Source organism: Prevotella sp. SGI.167 (genome assembly GCF_050313615.1).
GTDB lineage: Bacteria > Bacteroidota > Bacteroidia > Bacteroidales > Bacteroidaceae > Prevotella.
Map to the genome: position 1 here is coordinate 1 of NZ_JBNPLT010000005.1, position 18,308 is coordinate 18,308.

General features: G+C 42.5%; 12 protein-coding genes. 7 read left to right on the plus strand and 5 right to left on the minus strand.

The genetic code is table 11. The annotated features are described in order from the left end of the window. Window positions 1–99: 99 nt before the first annotated feature. The 6 genes from ACQRBJ_RS03895 (at window position 100) to ACQRBJ_RS03920 (ending at window position 8,280) form a co-directional block, all read left to right on the plus strand. Entirely contained in the window at window positions 100–2,175 is a 2,076-nt protein-coding gene (locus ACQRBJ_RS03895; protein WP_445302898.1) for an AAA domain-containing protein, read from the plus strand. A 172-nt stretch (window positions 2,176–2,347) separates the two neighbouring features. Beyond that, complete coding sequence (locus tag ACQRBJ_RS03900; RefSeq protein ID WP_445302899.1) at window positions 2,348–3,640, plus strand: ATP-binding protein; 1,293 nt, start codon at window positions 2,348–2,350, stop codon at window positions 3,638–3,640. A gap of 96 nt (window positions 3,641–3,736) precedes the next feature. Next, the gene (locus ACQRBJ_RS03905) at window positions 3,737–4,138 is read left to right on the plus strand and encodes a hypothetical protein (protein ID WP_295346983.1); all 402 of its coding nucleotides are present in this window, start codon (window positions 3,737–3,739) and stop codon (window positions 4,136–4,138) included. Window positions 4,139–4,355: 217 nt separating this feature from the next. After that, the gene (locus ACQRBJ_RS03910) at window positions 4,356–4,907 is read left to right on the plus strand and encodes a sigma-70 family RNA polymerase sigma factor (protein ID WP_445302900.1); all 552 of its coding nucleotides are present in this window, start codon (window positions 4,356–4,358) and stop codon (window positions 4,905–4,907) included. Between the two features lie 10 nt (window positions 4,908–4,917). Next, window positions 4,918–5,634, plus strand: a complete 717-nt coding sequence (locus ACQRBJ_RS03915) for a DUF4974 domain-containing protein (protein WP_445302901.1) — start codon at window positions 4,918–4,920, stop codon at window positions 5,632–5,634. A 75-nt stretch (window positions 5,635–5,709) separates the two neighbouring features. Further along, entirely contained in the window at window positions 5,710–8,280 is a 2,571-nt protein-coding gene (locus tag ACQRBJ_RS03920) for a hypothetical protein (protein ID WP_445302902.1), read from the plus strand. 81 nt (window positions 8,281–8,361) lie between these two features. Here ACQRBJ_RS03920 and ACQRBJ_RS03925 read toward each other — a convergent pair whose 3' ends face one another. The 3 genes from ACQRBJ_RS03925 to ACQRBJ_RS03935 all read right to left on the minus strand — a co-directional run bounded on the left by ACQRBJ_RS03925 (window position 8,362) and on the right by ACQRBJ_RS03935 (window position 13,155). Then, the gene (locus ACQRBJ_RS03925; RefSeq protein WP_295346979.1) at window positions 8,362–9,618 is read right to left on the minus strand and encodes an ATP-binding protein; all 1,257 of its coding nucleotides are present in this window, start codon (window positions 9,616–9,618) and stop codon (window positions 8,362–8,364) included. Window positions 9,619–9,911: 293 nt separating this feature from the next. Further along, window positions 9,912–10,583 carry a hypothetical protein gene (locus ACQRBJ_RS03930; RefSeq protein ID WP_217760654.1) on the minus strand — a complete coding sequence of 224 codons (672 nt, stop codon included), beginning with the start codon at window positions 10,581–10,583 and terminating at the stop codon, window positions 9,912–9,914. A 64-nt stretch (window positions 10,584–10,647) separates the two neighbouring features. After that, window positions 10,648–13,155 carry a hypothetical protein gene (locus ACQRBJ_RS03935; RefSeq protein ID WP_445302903.1) on the minus strand — a complete coding sequence of 836 codons (2,508 nt, stop codon included), beginning with the start codon at window positions 13,153–13,155 and terminating at the stop codon, window positions 10,648–10,650. An 814-nt stretch (window positions 13,156–13,969) separates the two neighbouring features. Here ACQRBJ_RS03935 and ACQRBJ_RS03940 point away from each other — a divergent pair. Beyond that, window positions 13,970–14,194, plus strand: a complete 225-nt coding sequence (locus tag ACQRBJ_RS03940; RefSeq protein WP_254880970.1) for a DUF3874 domain-containing protein — start codon at window positions 13,970–13,972, stop codon at window positions 14,192–14,194. 689 nt (window positions 14,195–14,883) lie between these two features. Here the strand turns inward: ACQRBJ_RS03940 and ACQRBJ_RS03945 are convergent. After that, entirely contained in the window at window positions 14,884–15,753 is an 870-nt protein-coding gene (locus tag ACQRBJ_RS03945) for a tetratricopeptide repeat protein (RefSeq protein ID WP_217760652.1), read from the minus strand. Window positions 15,754–16,504: 751 nt separating this feature from the next. Then, entirely contained in the window at window positions 16,505–18,064 is a 1,560-nt protein-coding gene (locus tag ACQRBJ_RS03950) for an AAA family ATPase (protein WP_445302904.1), read from the minus strand. Window positions 18,065–18,308: the final 244 nt, after the last annotated feature.

Sequence of the window (18,308 nt, forward strand, 5' to 3'; positions counted from 1 at the left end):
TGCTCAGGAACTTATAAATAAAGTTAAATTATAGTGTTGCGGAATTAAGGCTATTATCTTCTTATTTTTGCCTGAATTGGTGTAACTTTGCATCCAATTATGGAACAGATTTCACCAATTCAGGCATTATTGCAACAACGCACCCTGCTCCAGCTGGAGTATTATACCGAGAAAGAAGCCTTCCGCAAGCTCACCGAACAGATGGGAATGCAGCGAAAGGTGAAACGAGGTGATGCCTGGTTCCCGCTCCGTGTGGGAAAAAGCTTTTATAATTCGCTGAACCAAACAGCCATTGAGGTCTTCCGTACCTCTGATCAGGATATCGAGCACAACTTTGAGTTCGGTCGCCCCGTCATGTTCTTTATGGTCAAGAAGATGGGCAAGAATGAGAACCAGGGCAGTACAGCCCTCCAGCAGTCAGAAAACGCTAATCAAAAAGTTCAAAGTTCAAATCTCAAAGTTCAAAGTAATCAAAAAATTCAAAGTATAAAATATTTTTCCTTTACGGGAACCGTAAGCTATGTGGATGGCGACAGAATGGTGATTACCGTTCCCGATTCTGCCCCATTGCTCGACTTGCAGCAATCTACGGAGCCTATCGGCGTGCAGCTGTCGTTTGATGAAACCAGCTACAAGCTGATGTTCGAGGCTTTGGATAGAGTGATGAAGGCGAAGAACAACCGTCTGGCTTATCTCCGCGATTTATTCTATTCGCATCAGAAGGCAGGCAGATTCTCCTTCGAACCGATGAAGTTCCCATGGCTCAACCCTACCCAGGAAAGAGCTGTGAACGAGGTGCTTTGGGCGAAGGATGTGGCCATCGTTCACGGACCTCCGGGAACCGGAAAGACCACAACCCTGGTGGAAGCCATCAACGAAACCCTGATGCGAGAGACTCAGGTGCTGGTGTGTGCACAGAGCAACATGGCGGTGGATTGGATTTCTGAAAAACTGGTGGATAGAGGTGTGAATGTGCTCCGTATCGGAAACCCTACCCGTGTGAACGACAAGATGCTGGGCTTCACCTACGAGCGCCGCTTCGAGAGCCATGCTGATTACCCTCAGCTTTGGGCAATCCGCAAGGCTATCAGAGAATTAAGAAAAAACAGGAAGCAAGGAAGCGAGAACTATCATCAGAAGATGGAGAGGCTGAAGAGCCGTGCCGCCGAAATAGAAATCCGCATCAATAGCGAACTCTTTGGCGAGGCGCGTGTCATCGCCTGTACCCTGGTAGGTTCTGCCCACAGATTGCTGGAGGGAATGAAGTTCGGCACCCTCTTTATTGACGAGGCTGCGCAGGCTTTGGAAGCTGCCTGCTGGATTCCTATGCGAAGAGCCAGCCGGGTGATTCTGGCGGGCGACCATTGCCAGCTGCCGCCTACCGTAAAGAGTATTGCGGCATTAAGAGCCGGACTTGGCAAGACCCTGATGGAGCGCATCGCCGAAAACAAGCCGGAGGTTGTAACCCTGCTGAAGATTCAGTACCGCATGAACGATGAAATCATGCGATTCTCCAGCGACTGGTTCTACGGGGGCAAGGTGGAAAGTGCGCCACAGATCAAATACCGAAGCGTATTGGATTACGACCATCCGATAACGTGGATTGATACTTCGAACGAGGAGAATCAGATAACGATAGAAGGAGAAGATGTTCCTGAAGATTCTGCTTCCACATTATCTTCTGTATCTGCAGCCAATCAGAATTCTGATTTGAACTTCAAGGAGCAGTTTGTGGGCGAGAGTTTCGGGCGTATCAACAAGGCAGAAGCCGAGCTAACCCTGCTCACCCTGGCGGAATACTTCACCAAGATAGGCAAGCAGCGGGTATTGAGCGAGAGCATCGACGTGGGCATCATTTCGCCTTATCGTGCCCAGGTACAATATCTCAAGAAGCTCATCAAGAAGTATGAGTTCTTCAAGCCTTACCGCCGCCTCATCAGCGTAAACACGGTGGACGGTTTCCAGGGGCAGGAAAGAGACGTGATCCTCATCTCGCTGGTACGTTCCAACGACGAGGGACAGATCGGATTCCTGAAAGACCTCCGCCGCATGAACGTGGCGATGACGAGAGCCCGAATGAAGCTCATCATCCTGGGCAACAAGGACACGATGACGAAACATCCTTTCTACAAGAAACTGTGGGAGTATGTGGAAGGGCTCAATAATGATGAATAAGGACGAAGTTCGTGTAAAAAAGTGTATGTATGCAAGGAAAGTTCGTGTAGAAAAGTGTTGAAAACATTTGGAAGTTCGTGTAAAAAAGTGTATCTTTGCAACCAACAGAGCTGTTTAAACATCATAACAGCAGGTTATTAACATCATTAACAACTTCAAAATGTATGTAAGGATGAAAAGAACGATCATAGAACAATTAAAAGCATGGAAAGAGAGCCTTTACAGAAAGCCCTTAATCTTATCAGGAGCAAGACAAGTAGGCAAGACTTATATCCTTCAGGAGTTTGGGAAACAGGAATATGACCACGTTGCCTACATCAACTGTGATGGAAACTCTGAGATTGCCAACATATTTGCAGAAGATTATGATATGAAGCGAGTCCTAATGGTTATCGGAGCCATTAGCAAACAGCCTATAATCCCTGGCAAAACGCTTATCATTCTGGATGAAATACAAGAACTTCACAAGGGACTTTCCTCGCTGAAGTATTTCTGTGAAAATGCACCAGAATACCATGTGGCTGTAGCAGGTTCACTTTTAGGCGTTGCCATGCACCAAGGAGAATCCGCCCCAGTGGGAAAGGTTGATATCATTCGACTCTACCCTATGTCTTTCGAAGAGTTTCTTATGGCAAAAGACGAAGAACAGTTGCTGAACATATTGAAAAGTAAAGACTGGAAGACCATCACATTACTTCATGATAAACTCATCAAGATATTAAGAGAATATTATTTTGTAGGGGGAATGCCTGAGGCTGTGAAAACTTATCTTGCAACTAACGATGCAAATCTCGTCAGACAGGTTCAGAACAACATTCTCACCATTTATCGTAGTGACATGTCGAAGCATGTCAGCCCAAATGAAGCCACTCGCATCAGCATGGTTTGGCAATCCATCCCTTCCCAGCTTGCCAAGGAAAACAAGAAGTTCATCTATGGAGCGGTGAGAAGCGGAGCACGAGCCAAGAATTTTGACATGGCAATACAATGGCTGGTGGATGCAGGTCTCACCTATCGCATTTCCCGAGTAAGAGAAGTTGGAATGCCTTTGAAGTTTTACGAAGACCTCAATGCCTTCAAGCTGTTTCTCCTGGATGTCGGCCTCCTGGGTGCGCTAAGCGAGATGGAACCTGCCCAAATGCTCATCTCCAACAAAGCCATGACGGAGAGCAAGGGGGCGTTCACGGAAAACTACGTCCTTACCCAGCTATTATGTCAACAGGACATTTACACCTATTATTATAGTAGGGAAGACGCTCGCTTGGAGATAGACTTCCTTGCCCAGCACCAAGGGGTGATAACTCCGATAGAGGTAAAAGCGGAAGAGAACCTGCGTTCCAAGTCACTTCGCGCCTTCTTTGACGCCCATCCCGACTTGCGAGCCATCCGCTTCTCCATGTCGCCATACAAGGAGCAAGAGTGGATGAAGAATGTTCCATTGTACGGGGTAGAGGAGAGTTTCTAGGAACTCTTCTCACAATACTCCCTGAACTTTGCCTTAGTCATGGCAATACCAATGAGTCTATTAGATAACGCAACAATAACAACAAAATAAAAAAATATGCTACAACGTGACTACATACAGCGACTGATTCGCGAGTTTATGGCGGCACTCGAAAGAATGCTCGAAAAGAAAGAGGTGGAGGAGAGACGTGAGAAGATCAGGGAACTCTACAATCAATACGTGGGCCCTTACGCCTTCTACAGCATAGCCACCATCGAGGATGTGATGAAAGCGATGGCAGGAATTGCCGATGAGGAGAAGCGACTCTCCAAGATGGATATGCTTGCCGAACTCTACTATCACGAGGCAGATACCGTGGGGCAGCCTACAAGAGATGAACTCCTGAACAAGGCTTTCATGCTCTTCGATTATGTGGAAACCCACGGAGATACGTTCTCCATCGAACGCCGTAACAAAATGGCAGAAATCAAACAAAAGATTGGAGATGCGCTCAAATAAAGAGTGCATCCTCCTTTTTTATATTTCTAGGATAACAAAAACTAATCATAAAGTTCAATGGTCAAAACTCAAAGTTCAAATTTCGATGCTGAGTGGCGTAATGGAAATGATAGCGAGATGTGGCGTGAGTCTCTGATTTGCATTAAAAAATATTCTGCTAAGGGTTAGGAAAATGAAAATTCGATTGTAATATAGGCAAAAGAAAAGAAATAAAGTAATGCAAATAAACAAAGAAACGATAGAACAGCTCTTCCGGCAACATTATCTGAGGATGTACCAATTGGCCAGGGTACTTCTGAAGGATGATGCAGCCAGCAAGGATGTGGTGAGCGAAGTCTTTGCCGATGTGCTCAACGGAAAGACCCAACTGGGACTTGATAACGAGACAATAGCCAGCGATTCGCCCCTGCCTTCCACTAATGCCGGGAGCTATCTTCTGGTGTGTGTGCGCCATAAATGCCTCAACCAGTTGAGCCGACAGAAGATGAAAGACCGGGTTCATCATCTTCTGAAAGCCGATACTTCGCCTTCGATAGCTCCCCTGGAAGCGACGATTGCCGAAATAGACAGGGAGACCGAAAAGTACGAGGCAATTCAGGCTTATATGGATGCTGAACTCACGCCACAAACCCGCAAGGTACTCGATTTCCGCTTTCGGCAGAAACTGAAATATCGGGAGATTGCTACGGAATTGGGCATCAGCGAAGTGGCAGTTTATAAGCATCTGGCGCAAGGCATCAGAAAATTAAAGCAAAAGTTTAACCCTTAGCAGATTTATTATGGACAAGTTTGAAAAAATACTGGATATCATCGACCATCAGGAGAAGTATTCTGATGAGGAGATTCGTGAAATATTGCAGGATGAGGAATGCCGAAAACTCTATCAGACGATGGTGGAAGTGGATTCTGCCCTCCTTCAGCAGAATTTAAACACTCAGGCTTCTATTTCTCATTCGCCTGATGATGCTCTTTCTTCTAACTCTTCTCTGGGTAACTCTTCTCCTAATATAGATGAGGAATGGGAGAAATTCAGCCAGAAACATCAACTTCAGGAAGTATCCCATCCTATAACTTCCTGGCGTAAACTGGCAGCATCCATCGCCGGCTTTGTCTTGATTTCGGGTATTGCCTTTGCCGCAATCCATACTTACATCAAGCGCAGCCAGGAAACAACCCAGGTAACCGCAGATACTCATCCGGAAGTCATAAAATCAGATTCCGCAAAGCAGGTAACAGCAAAGGATTCCCTGACTCATCCGAAACCAGAAAAGCCAGCCATTCACAAGATTTTCGAGAATGTGGCTTTCGAGCAGATGATTTCAGAGATTGCTTCTTATTATGATTTACAAGTGAAGTTTGAGAATAACGAGGACAAGACCCTCCGCCTCTATTACGAATGGAACAGTCATTCGAGCATCGAGAACATCGTAAAAGAACTGAACCAATTCGAGAATGTAAACATCGAATTGCAACAAAACGAGCTGATTGTAAAATAACAAGCTTATCAAAAGTAAGCATAATATTATCGACTCTCAAAGTAATCATAAAGTTCAAAGTTAAAAAGTATCATTATGAGAAGATTTTCAGCCATCATATTCCTGCTGTGCACGTTCGCCCTGGCAATGAGCGCACAGCACATCCAGCGCAACTATCACGACCGCAGCATGTCGGACGTCCTCATCGACCTCGACAAGGCTTCCAAGCGCTACAAAATCAGTTTCATCTACAACGAACTGGAGGATTTCACAGTTACCCAGAACGTGAAGACAGCCAATATTCCCGATGCCATCCGCAAGGTAATCGGCTTCTATCCAATGCAGATGACCGTAGGTGACAGCCTCATCACGGTAGAATGCATACGCAAGAGCGAGCGCAAGCTGATAGGCAGACTGATAGACAATCACAATCTTCCTGTAGAATTCGCCAACATCCAGCTGCTCAACCCGAAGGATTCCTCCTTTCTCTGTGGAGGCGTGAGCAACGCCAATGGCGATTTCGTTATCCCCTGCCAGCAGAAGCAGGCCCTTATGAAGGTTTCGTTCGTAGGCTACAAGACGATTTGCAAGCTGGTACCTGTTGCCCGCATCGGAAATGTGAGGATGCAGGCGAATTCATACCTGTTGAAAGGTGTGACCGTTGAAGCCGCAAGGGTTGTAGAAAAAGTAGATAGACAAATCATCTTCCCTACAAAAGAGCAGGTGAAAACGGCTTCCAACGGTTATGATCTGTTGGACAACTTGTCTTTGCCTACCATTATCGTAAATCGAGCAGAACGCAAAGTTCTGTCATTAAAGGGCGGAGATGTGCAAATACGCATCAACGATGTCAAGGCTAGCATGCAAGATGTATTGGCTTTGCAGCCGGATGAAGTTACAAAGGTGGAATTCATCAATGTTCCAGGACTCAAATATGGAGACAGCAATCTGGATGCAGTCATCAACTACCAGGTCCGCCGACGCTATGCCGGTTATGTGGGTGGAGTTTCTACGATGCAAGGCACCAAGACAGGTTTCAATAATAGCGACGGTTATTTCAAATACAATGTGAAGAAATCGGAATTCAGCATCAACTACAGTTTCTCCTATCGCTCGGTAGAGGAACGAAGCTATGAGAGTCTCGGTACTTATCATCTGCCCACAGGAGAAACTCTACATCGCAATTATTTAGGTTATGATTCTCCGTTCCTATACACCACCAATAATGTACAGTTGGGTTATAATCTTAGTGAGCCAGACAAATATACATTGAATGTACGGTTGAATTTCTTCAATTACAACAGTCCAGTGAGAGGCATGAACCAGCTTTATCAGGAAAGCGGCAAGGCAAATCAATATCTGCAAAACAACAGAAAAATGCTGGAGCAGATTCCATCTCTGGACATTTATTATTCGCTCAACATGCCCCATGACCAGAACCTGGCTCTGAACCTGGTGGGTACTTACATCGGCACAGATTACCAGTATCGTATGAGGGAATATACGTTCAACAAATCGCCGGATGAATCTGTAAAGAACGCTCCGCTGACCGATTACAGTTATGATGCAACTGGTAGAAAGCGCTCTCTTATTGGTGAAGGAACATACAGCAAGAACTGGAAACAGATGGCTTTATCGGTAGGTGGACAATATAATATCAGCCACACAGATAACATCTATGTGGGAAGCAGTAATGCTGATACGGAATTGAAGTACAGCAATCTCTATCTTTTCACCCAGCTACAGGGACAGCAGAAGTGGTTCAGTTATCAGGTGGGAGTTGGCGCAACCAGGTCTTCCATCCATCAGGGGGAGAACGGATACAGCAAATGGCTGTTTCGACCACAGGTAACTTTACAGGCAAAGGCTAGCGACCGTCTGAGTTTTAAATGGAGCAGCAAAATCACGTCAGACATCCCAAGCCTTTCCGACTTGAGCGAGTTGCGCCAATATTCCAACAGCTTTGAGGCGCGTGACGGCAATAGCGGTCTGAAGCCATTTACCGGCTACAACAATACCTTGTCGGCTTCCTGGAACATTCCGCTGATGTCTGTGTACCTGGAGGGAAACTGGACGTATTACGACAAGCCAATAGCCACTTCTATCTTGCCCGAAAAGCGGGAGGATGGCTCTTATCTCTTTGTGAGCAAACCGGAGAATCAGAAGAGTCATGATTACAAGCACCTGCTGTTGACTCCTGAAGTTCACCTCATCAAGGATCATCTGGATTTGAACCTTATGTGCGAGTATCAGAATGTCAAGACAAAGGGTTTGGATTATTCCCACGAGTTCAATTACTTCAGTTATGGAGCAGAAATTCGCTACATGACGGGCAATTGGAACATTGGCTATGGTGCCTATAAGGTGGAAAAGAGTTTTTGGGGAGAAAAGACAAACGGCGGAGAGCCAACCTCCAATCTTGCCGTAACCTACAGTTATAAGAACTGGCAGTTTGGCGTTCTCGGATTATTCGTATTCTATCCTCATGGCTGCGTGTATAAGGATGAACTTTTCAACAAGTATGTGCAGCAGAAGAACAAGGTACGCCTTGCTGACCAGGGCAACATGCTTGTCTTTACTGCCAGCTTCAACTTCAGCCATGGCCGCAGATACCATACAGGCAGCCGTAAGCTGAACAATAGCGATAGAGATAATGGTATCAGATAGAATAGTTTTATATTTTCCCGAAATCACAAATAAGCAAAAGGCTGAACTTCCTAACCCGAAGTTCAGCCTTTTTGTCTGTTATCAGAATTCCAGCAGCCATTTCCATAGAGGGATTATCTCTATGCGGCAACCATCCTTCTCTACAATATCCTCCTCGTCCTTTGTCACAACAATCATCCGCTTGACATTCTGGACAGAAGAAAGCCTGATCAGCCCATCTGTCTCCCGCCGGAAAGTATCGGGATCTGCCATAGAGTAGGAAACCTGTATGGCCAATTCTTCTTCCGGAATCACAAAATCTACCTCGGCATTCCTGCTGTTCCAGAAATAGCTGCCGTCACCATATTTCCGCCTGAGCGTGACGGCAACTATGTTTTCCAGCAACGAAGTGTCTGCATCTACAAGAAAAAGATGAAGCAAACCATTGTCCGTAAAATAATACTTGCGGTTGGATTCCTTGTCCTGCAACTTTCCGAACAAATTCTCATACGGCAAAATGAGCCAGGTGTCAGCCATGTAGCCGACATAATCTATCGTGGCATCCGTACTGAGTTTTTTGCCGGTACTGCTCACGATGCTGGCTATTCTGCTGTAAGATAATGGCTGCTTCACGCTTTCTGCCATCTTGCGAATCATTACCCGCAGGGCATAGTCGTTACGAATCTTATATCGAGCCACCAAATCACCGAAGAAGATTTTACTGAAGAGATTGCTCATCCACGACCTCGGCTCCTTCATCCCCACAGTCTCCGGCAAACCTCCATGCAGGAAATAGATATTAGAGAGTCTTACAATATCCTTAGCGTAAGCATAGAGGGCATTCTTTGCCTTTACATCAATACCGCTCGCCTTCAGATATTCGGCAAAGGAATAGGGATACACCTCATGTATCATGTACCTGCCACCGAGTGTTGTCGCTATCTCGCTGCTCAACATCTTGGCATTACTACCCGTGATGTAAACCTGATATTTCTGATCTGCTAACCTGCGGGCAAACTTTTCCCATCTATCTACCAGCTGAACCTCGTCGAGGAAGAAGATAGGTCGACTGTCATACATTTCTTCATAACAGGTTTTTATCAGGTCAAGGTCGGTCACATCCAAGGAGTCAATACGGTCATCCTCGAAGTTGAAGTACAGGATTTCCTCCCGCTTATGCCCCTGTTCCAGCAGCTGTGCTATGCGCTGATACATCAGATACGATTTTCCTGCGTGTCTCAATCCTACAAACACGTAATTCAGTCCATCCATGAGCTCTACGTCACGATGAACCAGTTCTACTTGAGTAACATAAGCCTGATACTCTATTATCAGTAATTTAATCAAATCCTTCGTCATAATTCCCTTTCTTTTTACTGAATCCGGTGCAAAGATACATATTTTATCGTTTATAGACGACAAAAACAATAACTTTTTATCGTTTATAGACGATGATAATACATATATTTTATCGTTTATAGACGACAAACATCATTTTTAACACGATCTCGATGCTTTTAGGCTTCGCGAATTCAACAAGCAAGTGCAAAATTACTAAATGTTTTTGTAAAAGCACTCCTTTGATGTTGAGAATTTTCGGATAACTCGACTATAGATTAGAATTGTCCATAAATTATACCAAGGAGCAAAATTCACTCTTCCGTGACGATTCTTCTGCCAATTTCGATTTTAGCAATCTTCCTGTACCAAGGTTGCTCAATTATACTATCATTTAATTCTAAACATCTCAATTTAAGAGTCATGATGTCATAATCATTAAATTTACTCTCATCATATACACAATATGCTGCAATAGAATATTTCAGTTTTTGAGTTTTATCTTCATCATATATGCTATCATTATATACATTAAATCCCGATTTTATGTTCGTATGTAAATGTTCTCTATAATTGGGACCAATACTATCTCCATCCCATTCATATACTACCCCATCGAGATAATACTTATATCTGAGATTAATTTGCCTATCCAACATGCTAGATGGAATTTTATAAGGTAACTCTTCATCTAATTGCTGAAGGAAGCATTTTATTGGAAATCCTTTTAGCTCTATCGTTTTATCAGCATAATTACCATATTTTACTTCTATAAAAGTAAATGTTGTGTCCAAGGAAGAATCTGCTTTTACTAAAAAGACTTCTCCCTTATAACTTCCCTGTTTTTCATCATAAAATTTAGGAACATTACAAACTGCCCGATGGAAATCAGGATATCGCCAATCCTCGTTAAGACAAGCGAAGAATGTCCCTCCTATAAATACAAAGCAAAATAACAACAATAAGTTTTTTACAAGTCCATTCATAACATTTAAACAGATTATGAGGAAACCTATCTGGGTTGAAATAGGTTTCCTCTTATTATAAACTTTATTTATCAGCCACGATATATCCTTGACAATATGTTGTAATACCGTTCTCGTCACCAGAATGTTTTATTCCTATAATAACGAGATTTTGCTTTGGATATACCATTATTTTATGGCTAGAATATACACACATATCAGCATTTGGATATGGAATAACTTTCACCAATTTACCTTTATATTTCAGCAATCCAGTTTGATACCTAGTCATACCATTCTCATCTCCTTTATGCTCTCTACCCGTAATGATTCTAGAATAACTATTTTTACCTTGCATCTCTGTAGTCATAAAGAAATCTTGCGATTCACTTTGCTTATGCCACTCAGTCCATTCTAAATCCTCAACAGTAATATTATTACAATCTTCATTTCCGTTTATATCAACAGCTTTTAAAGATGCAAAATAATATGTCGTTGTTCCATTTTCATCACCATCATGAGAATACGTATATAATATTTGTGTATTTTTATGATTAGAAACTGAGCACTCGCCGCCTAGACTTTCCTTTTTGGATTCCTCAACTTTTTCTTTTTCATCATCAATCACCAACAATACTTGGTCTTCTTGTATAAGCGACTTGATCGTCGGATTATTATGCGATTTTGACATGATTTCTAATTCCCCACACTTTTGCCACGGTCCAAGAGGTCCCGTTGTCATATTCTGTTCACCTACTTCTCCCCAAGCTCCGGCAAAATACTTCCAAACTTGAGAAGGATTGGTCAAGGAAACAACGCAATTGGTTGCCACCCAATCATATCCCATATTATCAGCATGATCATGAGAAAGGGTAACACCTAAGACATTAACTGTAGAATATGTCCCCGGCTTATTATAAAATGCATGAGAACCCTTAGCACAATATACCGTCAACTCATCCTTTTTACCATGTACTATCTCTAATTCATTTGCAGGATGAGAATTCGCACCAGAATGACAACTCAAACTTGCCCCAGTTATTTTACCATTACCATCTAAACTTACAGTAACACATTCCCAATCCCCTTGATGACTTCCACTTACAATACCTGTAACATCCTTAGCATAATCAGATCCGAAGAAGAACCAATAAGATATGGTTTTTTCATTTGCATAATGCACAATGCATGGTACTCTGTAGTTTGGATCTGAATCACCTGTCAAATGATCATCTGGTTGCAAAAAGACTTCCCCTTTTCCAAAACTGTTTGGATCGTGAGGACGAAGATTCATCAATTCATATTTTCCATAAGGAGTATGCTGATTCATTATGACACCCAAAGGAATATCATAATACTCTGAAGAATGCGAATCACCTTTCACAAAAGTATTCGTGATTTTGTTATAACCATAATCTGTACCACCTTTTACATGGCGGCGCAATCTTGATAAATGGATATAATCTACAGGATTCATTGGGAAATATGGATCTTCCGAATGCATTTTCACATGCAATACGATTCTCTCATCAGGCTTGGTTGGTTCATCACACACAATCATTCCCAATCCATAATAAGTTGTTCCATTCTCATCACCATAATGATGGCGTGCTGTAATTACATAATAATCATTGGTCTTAAACCAAATACCATCCGACTCTTTTTTAGGTGCAGAGACATGATAACCACTAATAAACGTTGGATGTCCATTATAAAAGACATCTCCAATGGCATAAGCTGTGCTACCATTTTCATCCCCAGAATGTTTCCTCCCAACAATTACTTTTCCGTAAGGTGCATCGTATCCTTCTCCTGTTGACTCTTTTTTATACTCTACCCATGTTACATTCTGAACAGTAATATCTGCATCAGTAATAACTTCTCCGCTAGCAGAAATTGCCTTTAAAGAAGCATATTCATAAATAGTATTGCCATTCTCGTCCCCAGAATGAAGCCTTCCGGTCAACACCATATTTGACGGACATAAGAAGGAGCTTTTACTTTCCTTCATAGATTCGCTTTGTGTCCTTTTATCAGGTACTATTATTGTTCCTTTTGGTGCTGGTTCTGTAGATGGTTCCAAAGAATAGAGCTTTGAATAATTATAATAAGTTGATCCATTTTCATCACCAGTATGATGCCTTCCGGTCATAACCCTTTCTGAATCCGAACAACACCAAATACCTTTTGATTCCTTAATAGAGTCTGAAGAAACCCTATCAGCAGTCATACAATTATTGTCATTAAATCGAACAATTGCAGTCGCATACCGTGTTAGGCCATTTTCGTCACCTTTATGTTCTCGTCCTACAAGAACACGATTATTCAATGCATCAAAACCTTGTCCTGAGGACTCTTTTGTCCATTCTGACCATTCTTCCGAAGAAACCCTAATCACACCAGATACAGGATTGCCTGACTCATCAACAGCCTCCAATTCTGCATCTTCAAACCAAGTTTTCCCGTTCTCATCACCAGAGTGACACCTACCTGTAAGAACACGATTAAAAGAACACAAGTAAAACTCCTGTGAAGCTCTCTTGTAATAACTGGTTTTTTGCCTATTTCTAGGTCTTAAAAAAATCTTTTTCATACGAAAATCAAATTAAAATTAATACTATGTTTGTGGAATTAAATCCAAGTGCAAATATAAAGGTGTTTTAAGCATAATTGTTCTTTAAAGCCTGATAATTTATATTATTTTATACATTACGAGTCCTCTATTTGTTCTTTTTTTTACTTTTGCGGTTCTCTTTGCATTAACGCGAATGCGAATTCAACAAGCAAGTGCAAAATTACTAAATGTTTTTGTAAAAGCACTCCTTTGGTGTTGAGAAATTCAATTTCTTTCTTGGTCTTTCATTAATTTTTGCCATAAACTTTGTTATCATCTGCCTCTTTATGGTCACCCTAGTAGAAACCCCTTAGTTCAAATCAAGAGACAGCCAATCATCGAACTTTTACTTTTTTCAAAATATAATGCCACTATTGCCACGCTATAAAATAGCTAACTGATATTTAATAATTTAAGCGTTGCAATAAGGGCATTTTCTGTTGCCACCAATTGCCACCTAATGCCACGCTACGGCGAAAAACAGGACTCGTTTCTGAACAGCAGCAGTACATCCTGCAATGGTGCAAGGAACATGGTTACACCAATATGAGATTCGACCGATATACAGAAGAGGTCAACTACTGATAGCCAAAGACCATGAGGACTTGTAACCACGTACATGAGGACTCATACCCGAGACTATGAAGACTTTTACCCGACACCGCCGGGGAAAAGTGCCCAACGCCTTGGGTAAAACTGGGCAAAGCCTCGGGTTAATATCCCCGATACTTGGGAACAGACTTCAGGACATCAGCAGCACCCGAAAAGTAACACTATTAATAACCACAAGTTGATGGCAGCCGCCATTTTCGACATTTTGAAGCAGAAATTCGGCTCTTCCCTCCAGATTTCGAGTATACAGAAATTGGGCAGAGAGCTTCAGAATATTGAAGGATTGAAGAGCCAAAGAACAAGATTTAGCACTGAGTATCTGGTAGTTAGAAAAATAGTCTCTCTCCTTTTCATCTCATTCCCTCATAAAAAGAGCGTGGCAATGCGTGGCATTAGGTGGCAATAGAAATACCGCTTATTGCCACGCATTATCCACTTTTAATCAGAGAGTTAAATGTATACGTGGCAGATGTGGCAATAAAAACAGAAAACATTTTCGTGCTATAATCATAAAAGTAGGAGCAAACTTCTCTAAAGGCAGAAGATGGAAGGAGAGGTGGAAGGTGGAATAAGAATGAGATTGTTTTCATTAGATTAAGGGAAGCATAAGCAAAACTTTTTTGCTATTTTCTTGTAACTTTCCGCTCATTTTCTTTTGGAGTAACACATTTATTGTGTACCTTTGCTCCGAAATAATTATATTTGCATGCTCATTGAATTTCTTGACATAGCTCAATACATGGGGGCTACTCGCCCCCAACCCCCTCGGTGTTTTCAGGTATAGATTATTAAGCCTGAAACCCCTCAGATTTTTGCACTTCTATTGAGAACTTGCCTTTCCCTTTGACCAGCGACAGTTGGTTCTGTCCGTTCCAGAACTACTTGCAAAAAATAATCTTTCTAACTGGGAAAATATTTTTTTCCAGTTAGAAAGATTAAATTCTGCATTTTGTTTTATAGAAGCTTTTGCCCTTTACCTTTCCCTTCGGCCGGTGACCGTTGGTTCAGGGCGCATTGGGTAATTTCAGCCGTATAGGTCGAAAGCCTTTTTAGTCGTTATATAGGTCGAAATCCTTTTATAGGTCGAAATCCTTTTTATTCGTTATGAAAGACCTTGTAGGGGTCCATCTGCCGCATTTTTTCCTTGATTTTCTGCTCAATTCCTTCTGATGGTTCTAGAACTTTGGCACCCATTTCCTTTACTGCAGCCTCATCCTCGGCAGCTCCGGCACTATCTCCTAAGATTGTGCGCACTATGCTGCGCTCACGATAAGCATCAATAGAGAAAGGATTCACATCCATCACTTTACCGTAGGTCTGCTCAGCCTCCTTCAACTTTCCCTGTGCCTTCTCTACACGCGCCTTCAGCAACAGCACATCCTCGTTGCCTGGAATATGCTCATAGAGGAAAGTTGCATCGAGTTCAGCCTCGGAAAGCTGAGCCTGATCCAGCAGGATGCTGCCACGAAGCAATCGGGCGGCGTAGAAATCATCACGCTTGCCTATCGCCTCAGTCAGCATCGACACGGCACGAGGTGCATCGCCCAGCCCTCTGCAGGCTCTGGCATAGAAGAAATACGTCTCTACATTCTCAGCATCCAGCTGCAGAGCCTTGTCGCACACATCCGTCATGGCGATATAATCCTCCATCATATACGCCACATCCGCCATACGCAGCAATACAGCCACGTTATCGGGCTGCGCCTCCGAGATTTTCTGCAACTGGGCGTAAGCCTGCTGCAGGTTGCCCATCGAGATGTAGGCACGAGAAAGATAGTCGCGGCATTCCAGATCTTCGGCATTCAGCTGCAGAGCTTGTTCCAGAAACTTGGCTGCAAGGTCAAATTGGTGCATGCGGAGAGCACGCACACCATCATATTTCACCTTGTCGAAGTCCTTTTCCTTCGTTTCTCTCACTTCTTCGGTAGTTTTTTGCCCACCAAATAGCTTTTTCAATATGTTCATATCCAATTGATTTTTTAAGTTTTGAATTGTTTGTTGTTGAAATCGTCTCAAACGACAAGGCAAAGATACAAATAAAATCCAAAAAACGCCCCTTTTTTGGAAGAAATATTTTCTTTTTTCTGATTACGAGAAGAAAAACATAAACTGAGACAGGCAGTCAGCAATCTCATAAGTGTCTGCTTTTTAGTGAGTTATAAGTATTTCTCAATCCTACTAAAGGCTTCAAACGTCTCAGTCTCAGTTGTCTCAGTTATTTTTCAAGTACCCCCTCTTTTTCTTTTATTCTTATATATATATTATATATTTATATATAATTAATTAATAATCAATAAGTTACAAAACAGAAGAAAGGAAAGGAAGAGAAAAAGGGGAAAATGATACCCCCTTATTTTTTAACTGAGACTCTGAGACTGAGACTCCTTCCAATTAATTGGAATGCCACTTTTTGTATTAACTATCTGATAATAAGCCTTCTAGAAGAAAGCAAATTAGAAAATCTTCCAAATTCCAAATCTTCCAATTAATTTTTCAGCATATCCCTCCTACCCTCCTTTTTATATATATTTATATATATTATATATATAATTAATTAATAATCAATATATTATATAATATAAAGAAGTAAAGAGAAAGGACAAGCGAAAGATGCAAACCCTCTTAAAATTAATTGGAAGAACTGGAATCTGGAAGATTTAGCAGGGTAACTGGAACGCAGCCCCAGGAAAATCCCCTTTTCTCTAGAAGGCATTTCTCACTCCACGACCCAATCCGTGATGTTATGCGTAGCACTATCAAAATTAATCCCGACCTTGGTTATAGGAAGGCCCGACAAGGCAAAACGCTGGCGATAGTTCTTGAGATTGATCTGCTGCATCGCCACCTGAGCATTCTGGTTAAGTTTCAACTCTATCAAGTAAAGACGAGATTTCGTCATAACCACGATATCAACCCTGCCATTCGGAGTATGTACTTCTACATCTACCATCCAAGCCGTAAGAAGCGAGAAGATGACATAGAACATCTGCTGATAATGCCCCTCATAGTCAGTATTGGCACAATATGGAACCGTGCCCAGGAAAGTCTGCAAATACTGCAGGGCCAGTCCCAGGTCTTCCTTATCGAAGGCACGAGCCATGTTGCGGGTCGTATTATTGGCATTCTGCGTGTTAGGCGTTACATAATAAGGAATCAGCGCCTTGGTCAGCCCCAGCCGCACTTCTCTGTTCGGAATACCCAAAGTATAGGAATCGTAAGCCTCTTCATAATCCTTGATTGTAATATAGCCACTCTGATAGAGCAGAGGCGTAAGAGTTGTCATCGTTTCTGTAGGCGCATCAAAGTCTGAAACGCCCGCTTCCATGGATTCGGCGAAATCGCTGAAGTTGACACCAAACTTCTTCATCATATTGATGAGATAGGTAGGAGTTCCCGTAGAAAACCAGAATGGCTCTACCCGCTTTAACGAAAGACTGCTGAGCAAACTGAACGGATTGAAGATATCAGGCGATTCTGATGCAAAATGATAGCCGTCATAATAATCCTTGAGTCGGCTCAGCGTCTCATCCATCGTCCAGTTCTTTGCCTCTGCCAATTCCTGTATTCCCTCTTTTAACCGGGTAAGCATCTCCTCCTTGGTAATACCACAAATGCCCGCATACTCGGGGAGCATGCTGATATTGGTGATGTTGTTCAACTCGCTGAAGATGCTGAGCTGCGAAAACTTGGTAATGCCCGTGAGGAATACAAAATGCAGCATGGAGTCAGAATCCTTCAAGGGACTGAAAAAATTGCGAAGAATCTGACGGAGAGCCACCAGCTGGTTTTCCTCGTGCACCACATCCAGGAGGGGCGCATCGTATTCGTCGATGAGAATGACCACCTGCTTGCCGGTTTGCTTATAAACTTGGCTGATGAGATTGAGCAATCTTACATTTGGGTCGGGCGCATCCGTCATGATTCCCCATTTCTCTTCATGCTGTTTCAGAATAAAGAGAAGATAGCGTACCAGCGCATCCTCCTGCATGTGCTTGCCACCCGACAGATCAAAATGCAAGACAGGGTATTCCACCCAATCCTGTTCCTGCCTTTCCATCTCCAATCCCTTGAAAAGTTCCTTCTTTCCTTCGAAGTAGCTTTGCAAGGTAGAGACAAGAAGCGACTTTCCGAATCGACGAGGGCGACTCAGAAAAAGATATTTCTTGCCGGAATGGGTCATCTGATGGATGTAACCGGTCTTGTCAACATAGAGATAATTCTTGGTGATAATCTCCGAGAATGTCTGAATGCCTACAGGATAGAATTTTGCTGCCATAATCTGCACCGTTTTGATTTTGGCACAAAGTTAAGCAAAATTTCTGAAAACAACAAGCAAATCGGAGTTAAAAATACAAGATTGGGATAAAGAAAGAATAAGTTTTCCTTTTGAAAAGGAAACTTATCTGTTTTTTATCTAAAATCTCTTTTCTACTTTAATATATTGTACTACCTTTGTACTATCTAACCAAATCCGATAAATAATTTGCGTTAAAATGCTCAAATCCGAGAAATATGTATGA

Coding starts and splice junctions, on each gene's coding strand:
- ACQRBJ_RS03915 (WP_445302901.1), top strand. CDS start 4,918: ATGGACAAGTTTGAAAAAATACTGGATATCATCGACCATCAGGAGAAG.
- ACQRBJ_RS03900 (WP_445302899.1), top strand. CDS start 2,348: ATGAAAAGAACGATCATAGAACAATTAAAAGCATGGAAAGAGAGCCTT.
- ACQRBJ_RS03910 (WP_445302900.1), top strand. CDS start 4,356: ATGCAAATAAACAAAGAAACGATAGAACAGCTCTTCCGGCAACATTAT.
- ACQRBJ_RS03895 (WP_445302898.1), top strand. CDS start 100: ATGGAACAGATTTCACCAATTCAGGCATTATTGCAACAACGCACCCTG.
- ACQRBJ_RS03950 (WP_445302904.1), bottom strand. CDS start 18,064: ATGGCAGCAAAATTCTATCCTGTAGGCATTCAGACATTCTCGGAGATT.
- ACQRBJ_RS03930 (WP_217760654.1), bottom strand. CDS start 10,583: ATGAATGGACTTGTAAAAAACTTATTGTTGTTATTTTGCTTTGTATTT.
- ACQRBJ_RS03905 (WP_295346983.1), top strand. CDS start 3,737: ATGCTACAACGTGACTACATACAGCGACTGATTCGCGAGTTTATGGCG.
- ACQRBJ_RS03935 (WP_445302903.1), bottom strand. CDS start 13,155: ATGAAAAAGATTTTTTTAAGACCTAGAAATAGGCAAAAAACCAGTTAT.
- ACQRBJ_RS03940 (WP_254880970.1), top strand. CDS start 13,970: ATGGCAGCCGCCATTTTCGACATTTTGAAGCAGAAATTCGGCTCTTCC.
- ACQRBJ_RS03920 (WP_445302902.1), top strand. CDS start 5,710: ATGAGAAGATTTTCAGCCATCATATTCCTGCTGTGCACGTTCGCCCTG.
- ACQRBJ_RS03925 (WP_295346979.1), bottom strand. CDS start 9,618: ATGACGAAGGATTTGATTAAATTACTGATAATAGAGTATCAGGCTTAT.
- ACQRBJ_RS03945 (WP_217760652.1), bottom strand. CDS start 15,753: ATGAACATATTGAAAAAGCTATTTGGTGGGCAAAAAACTACCGAAGAA.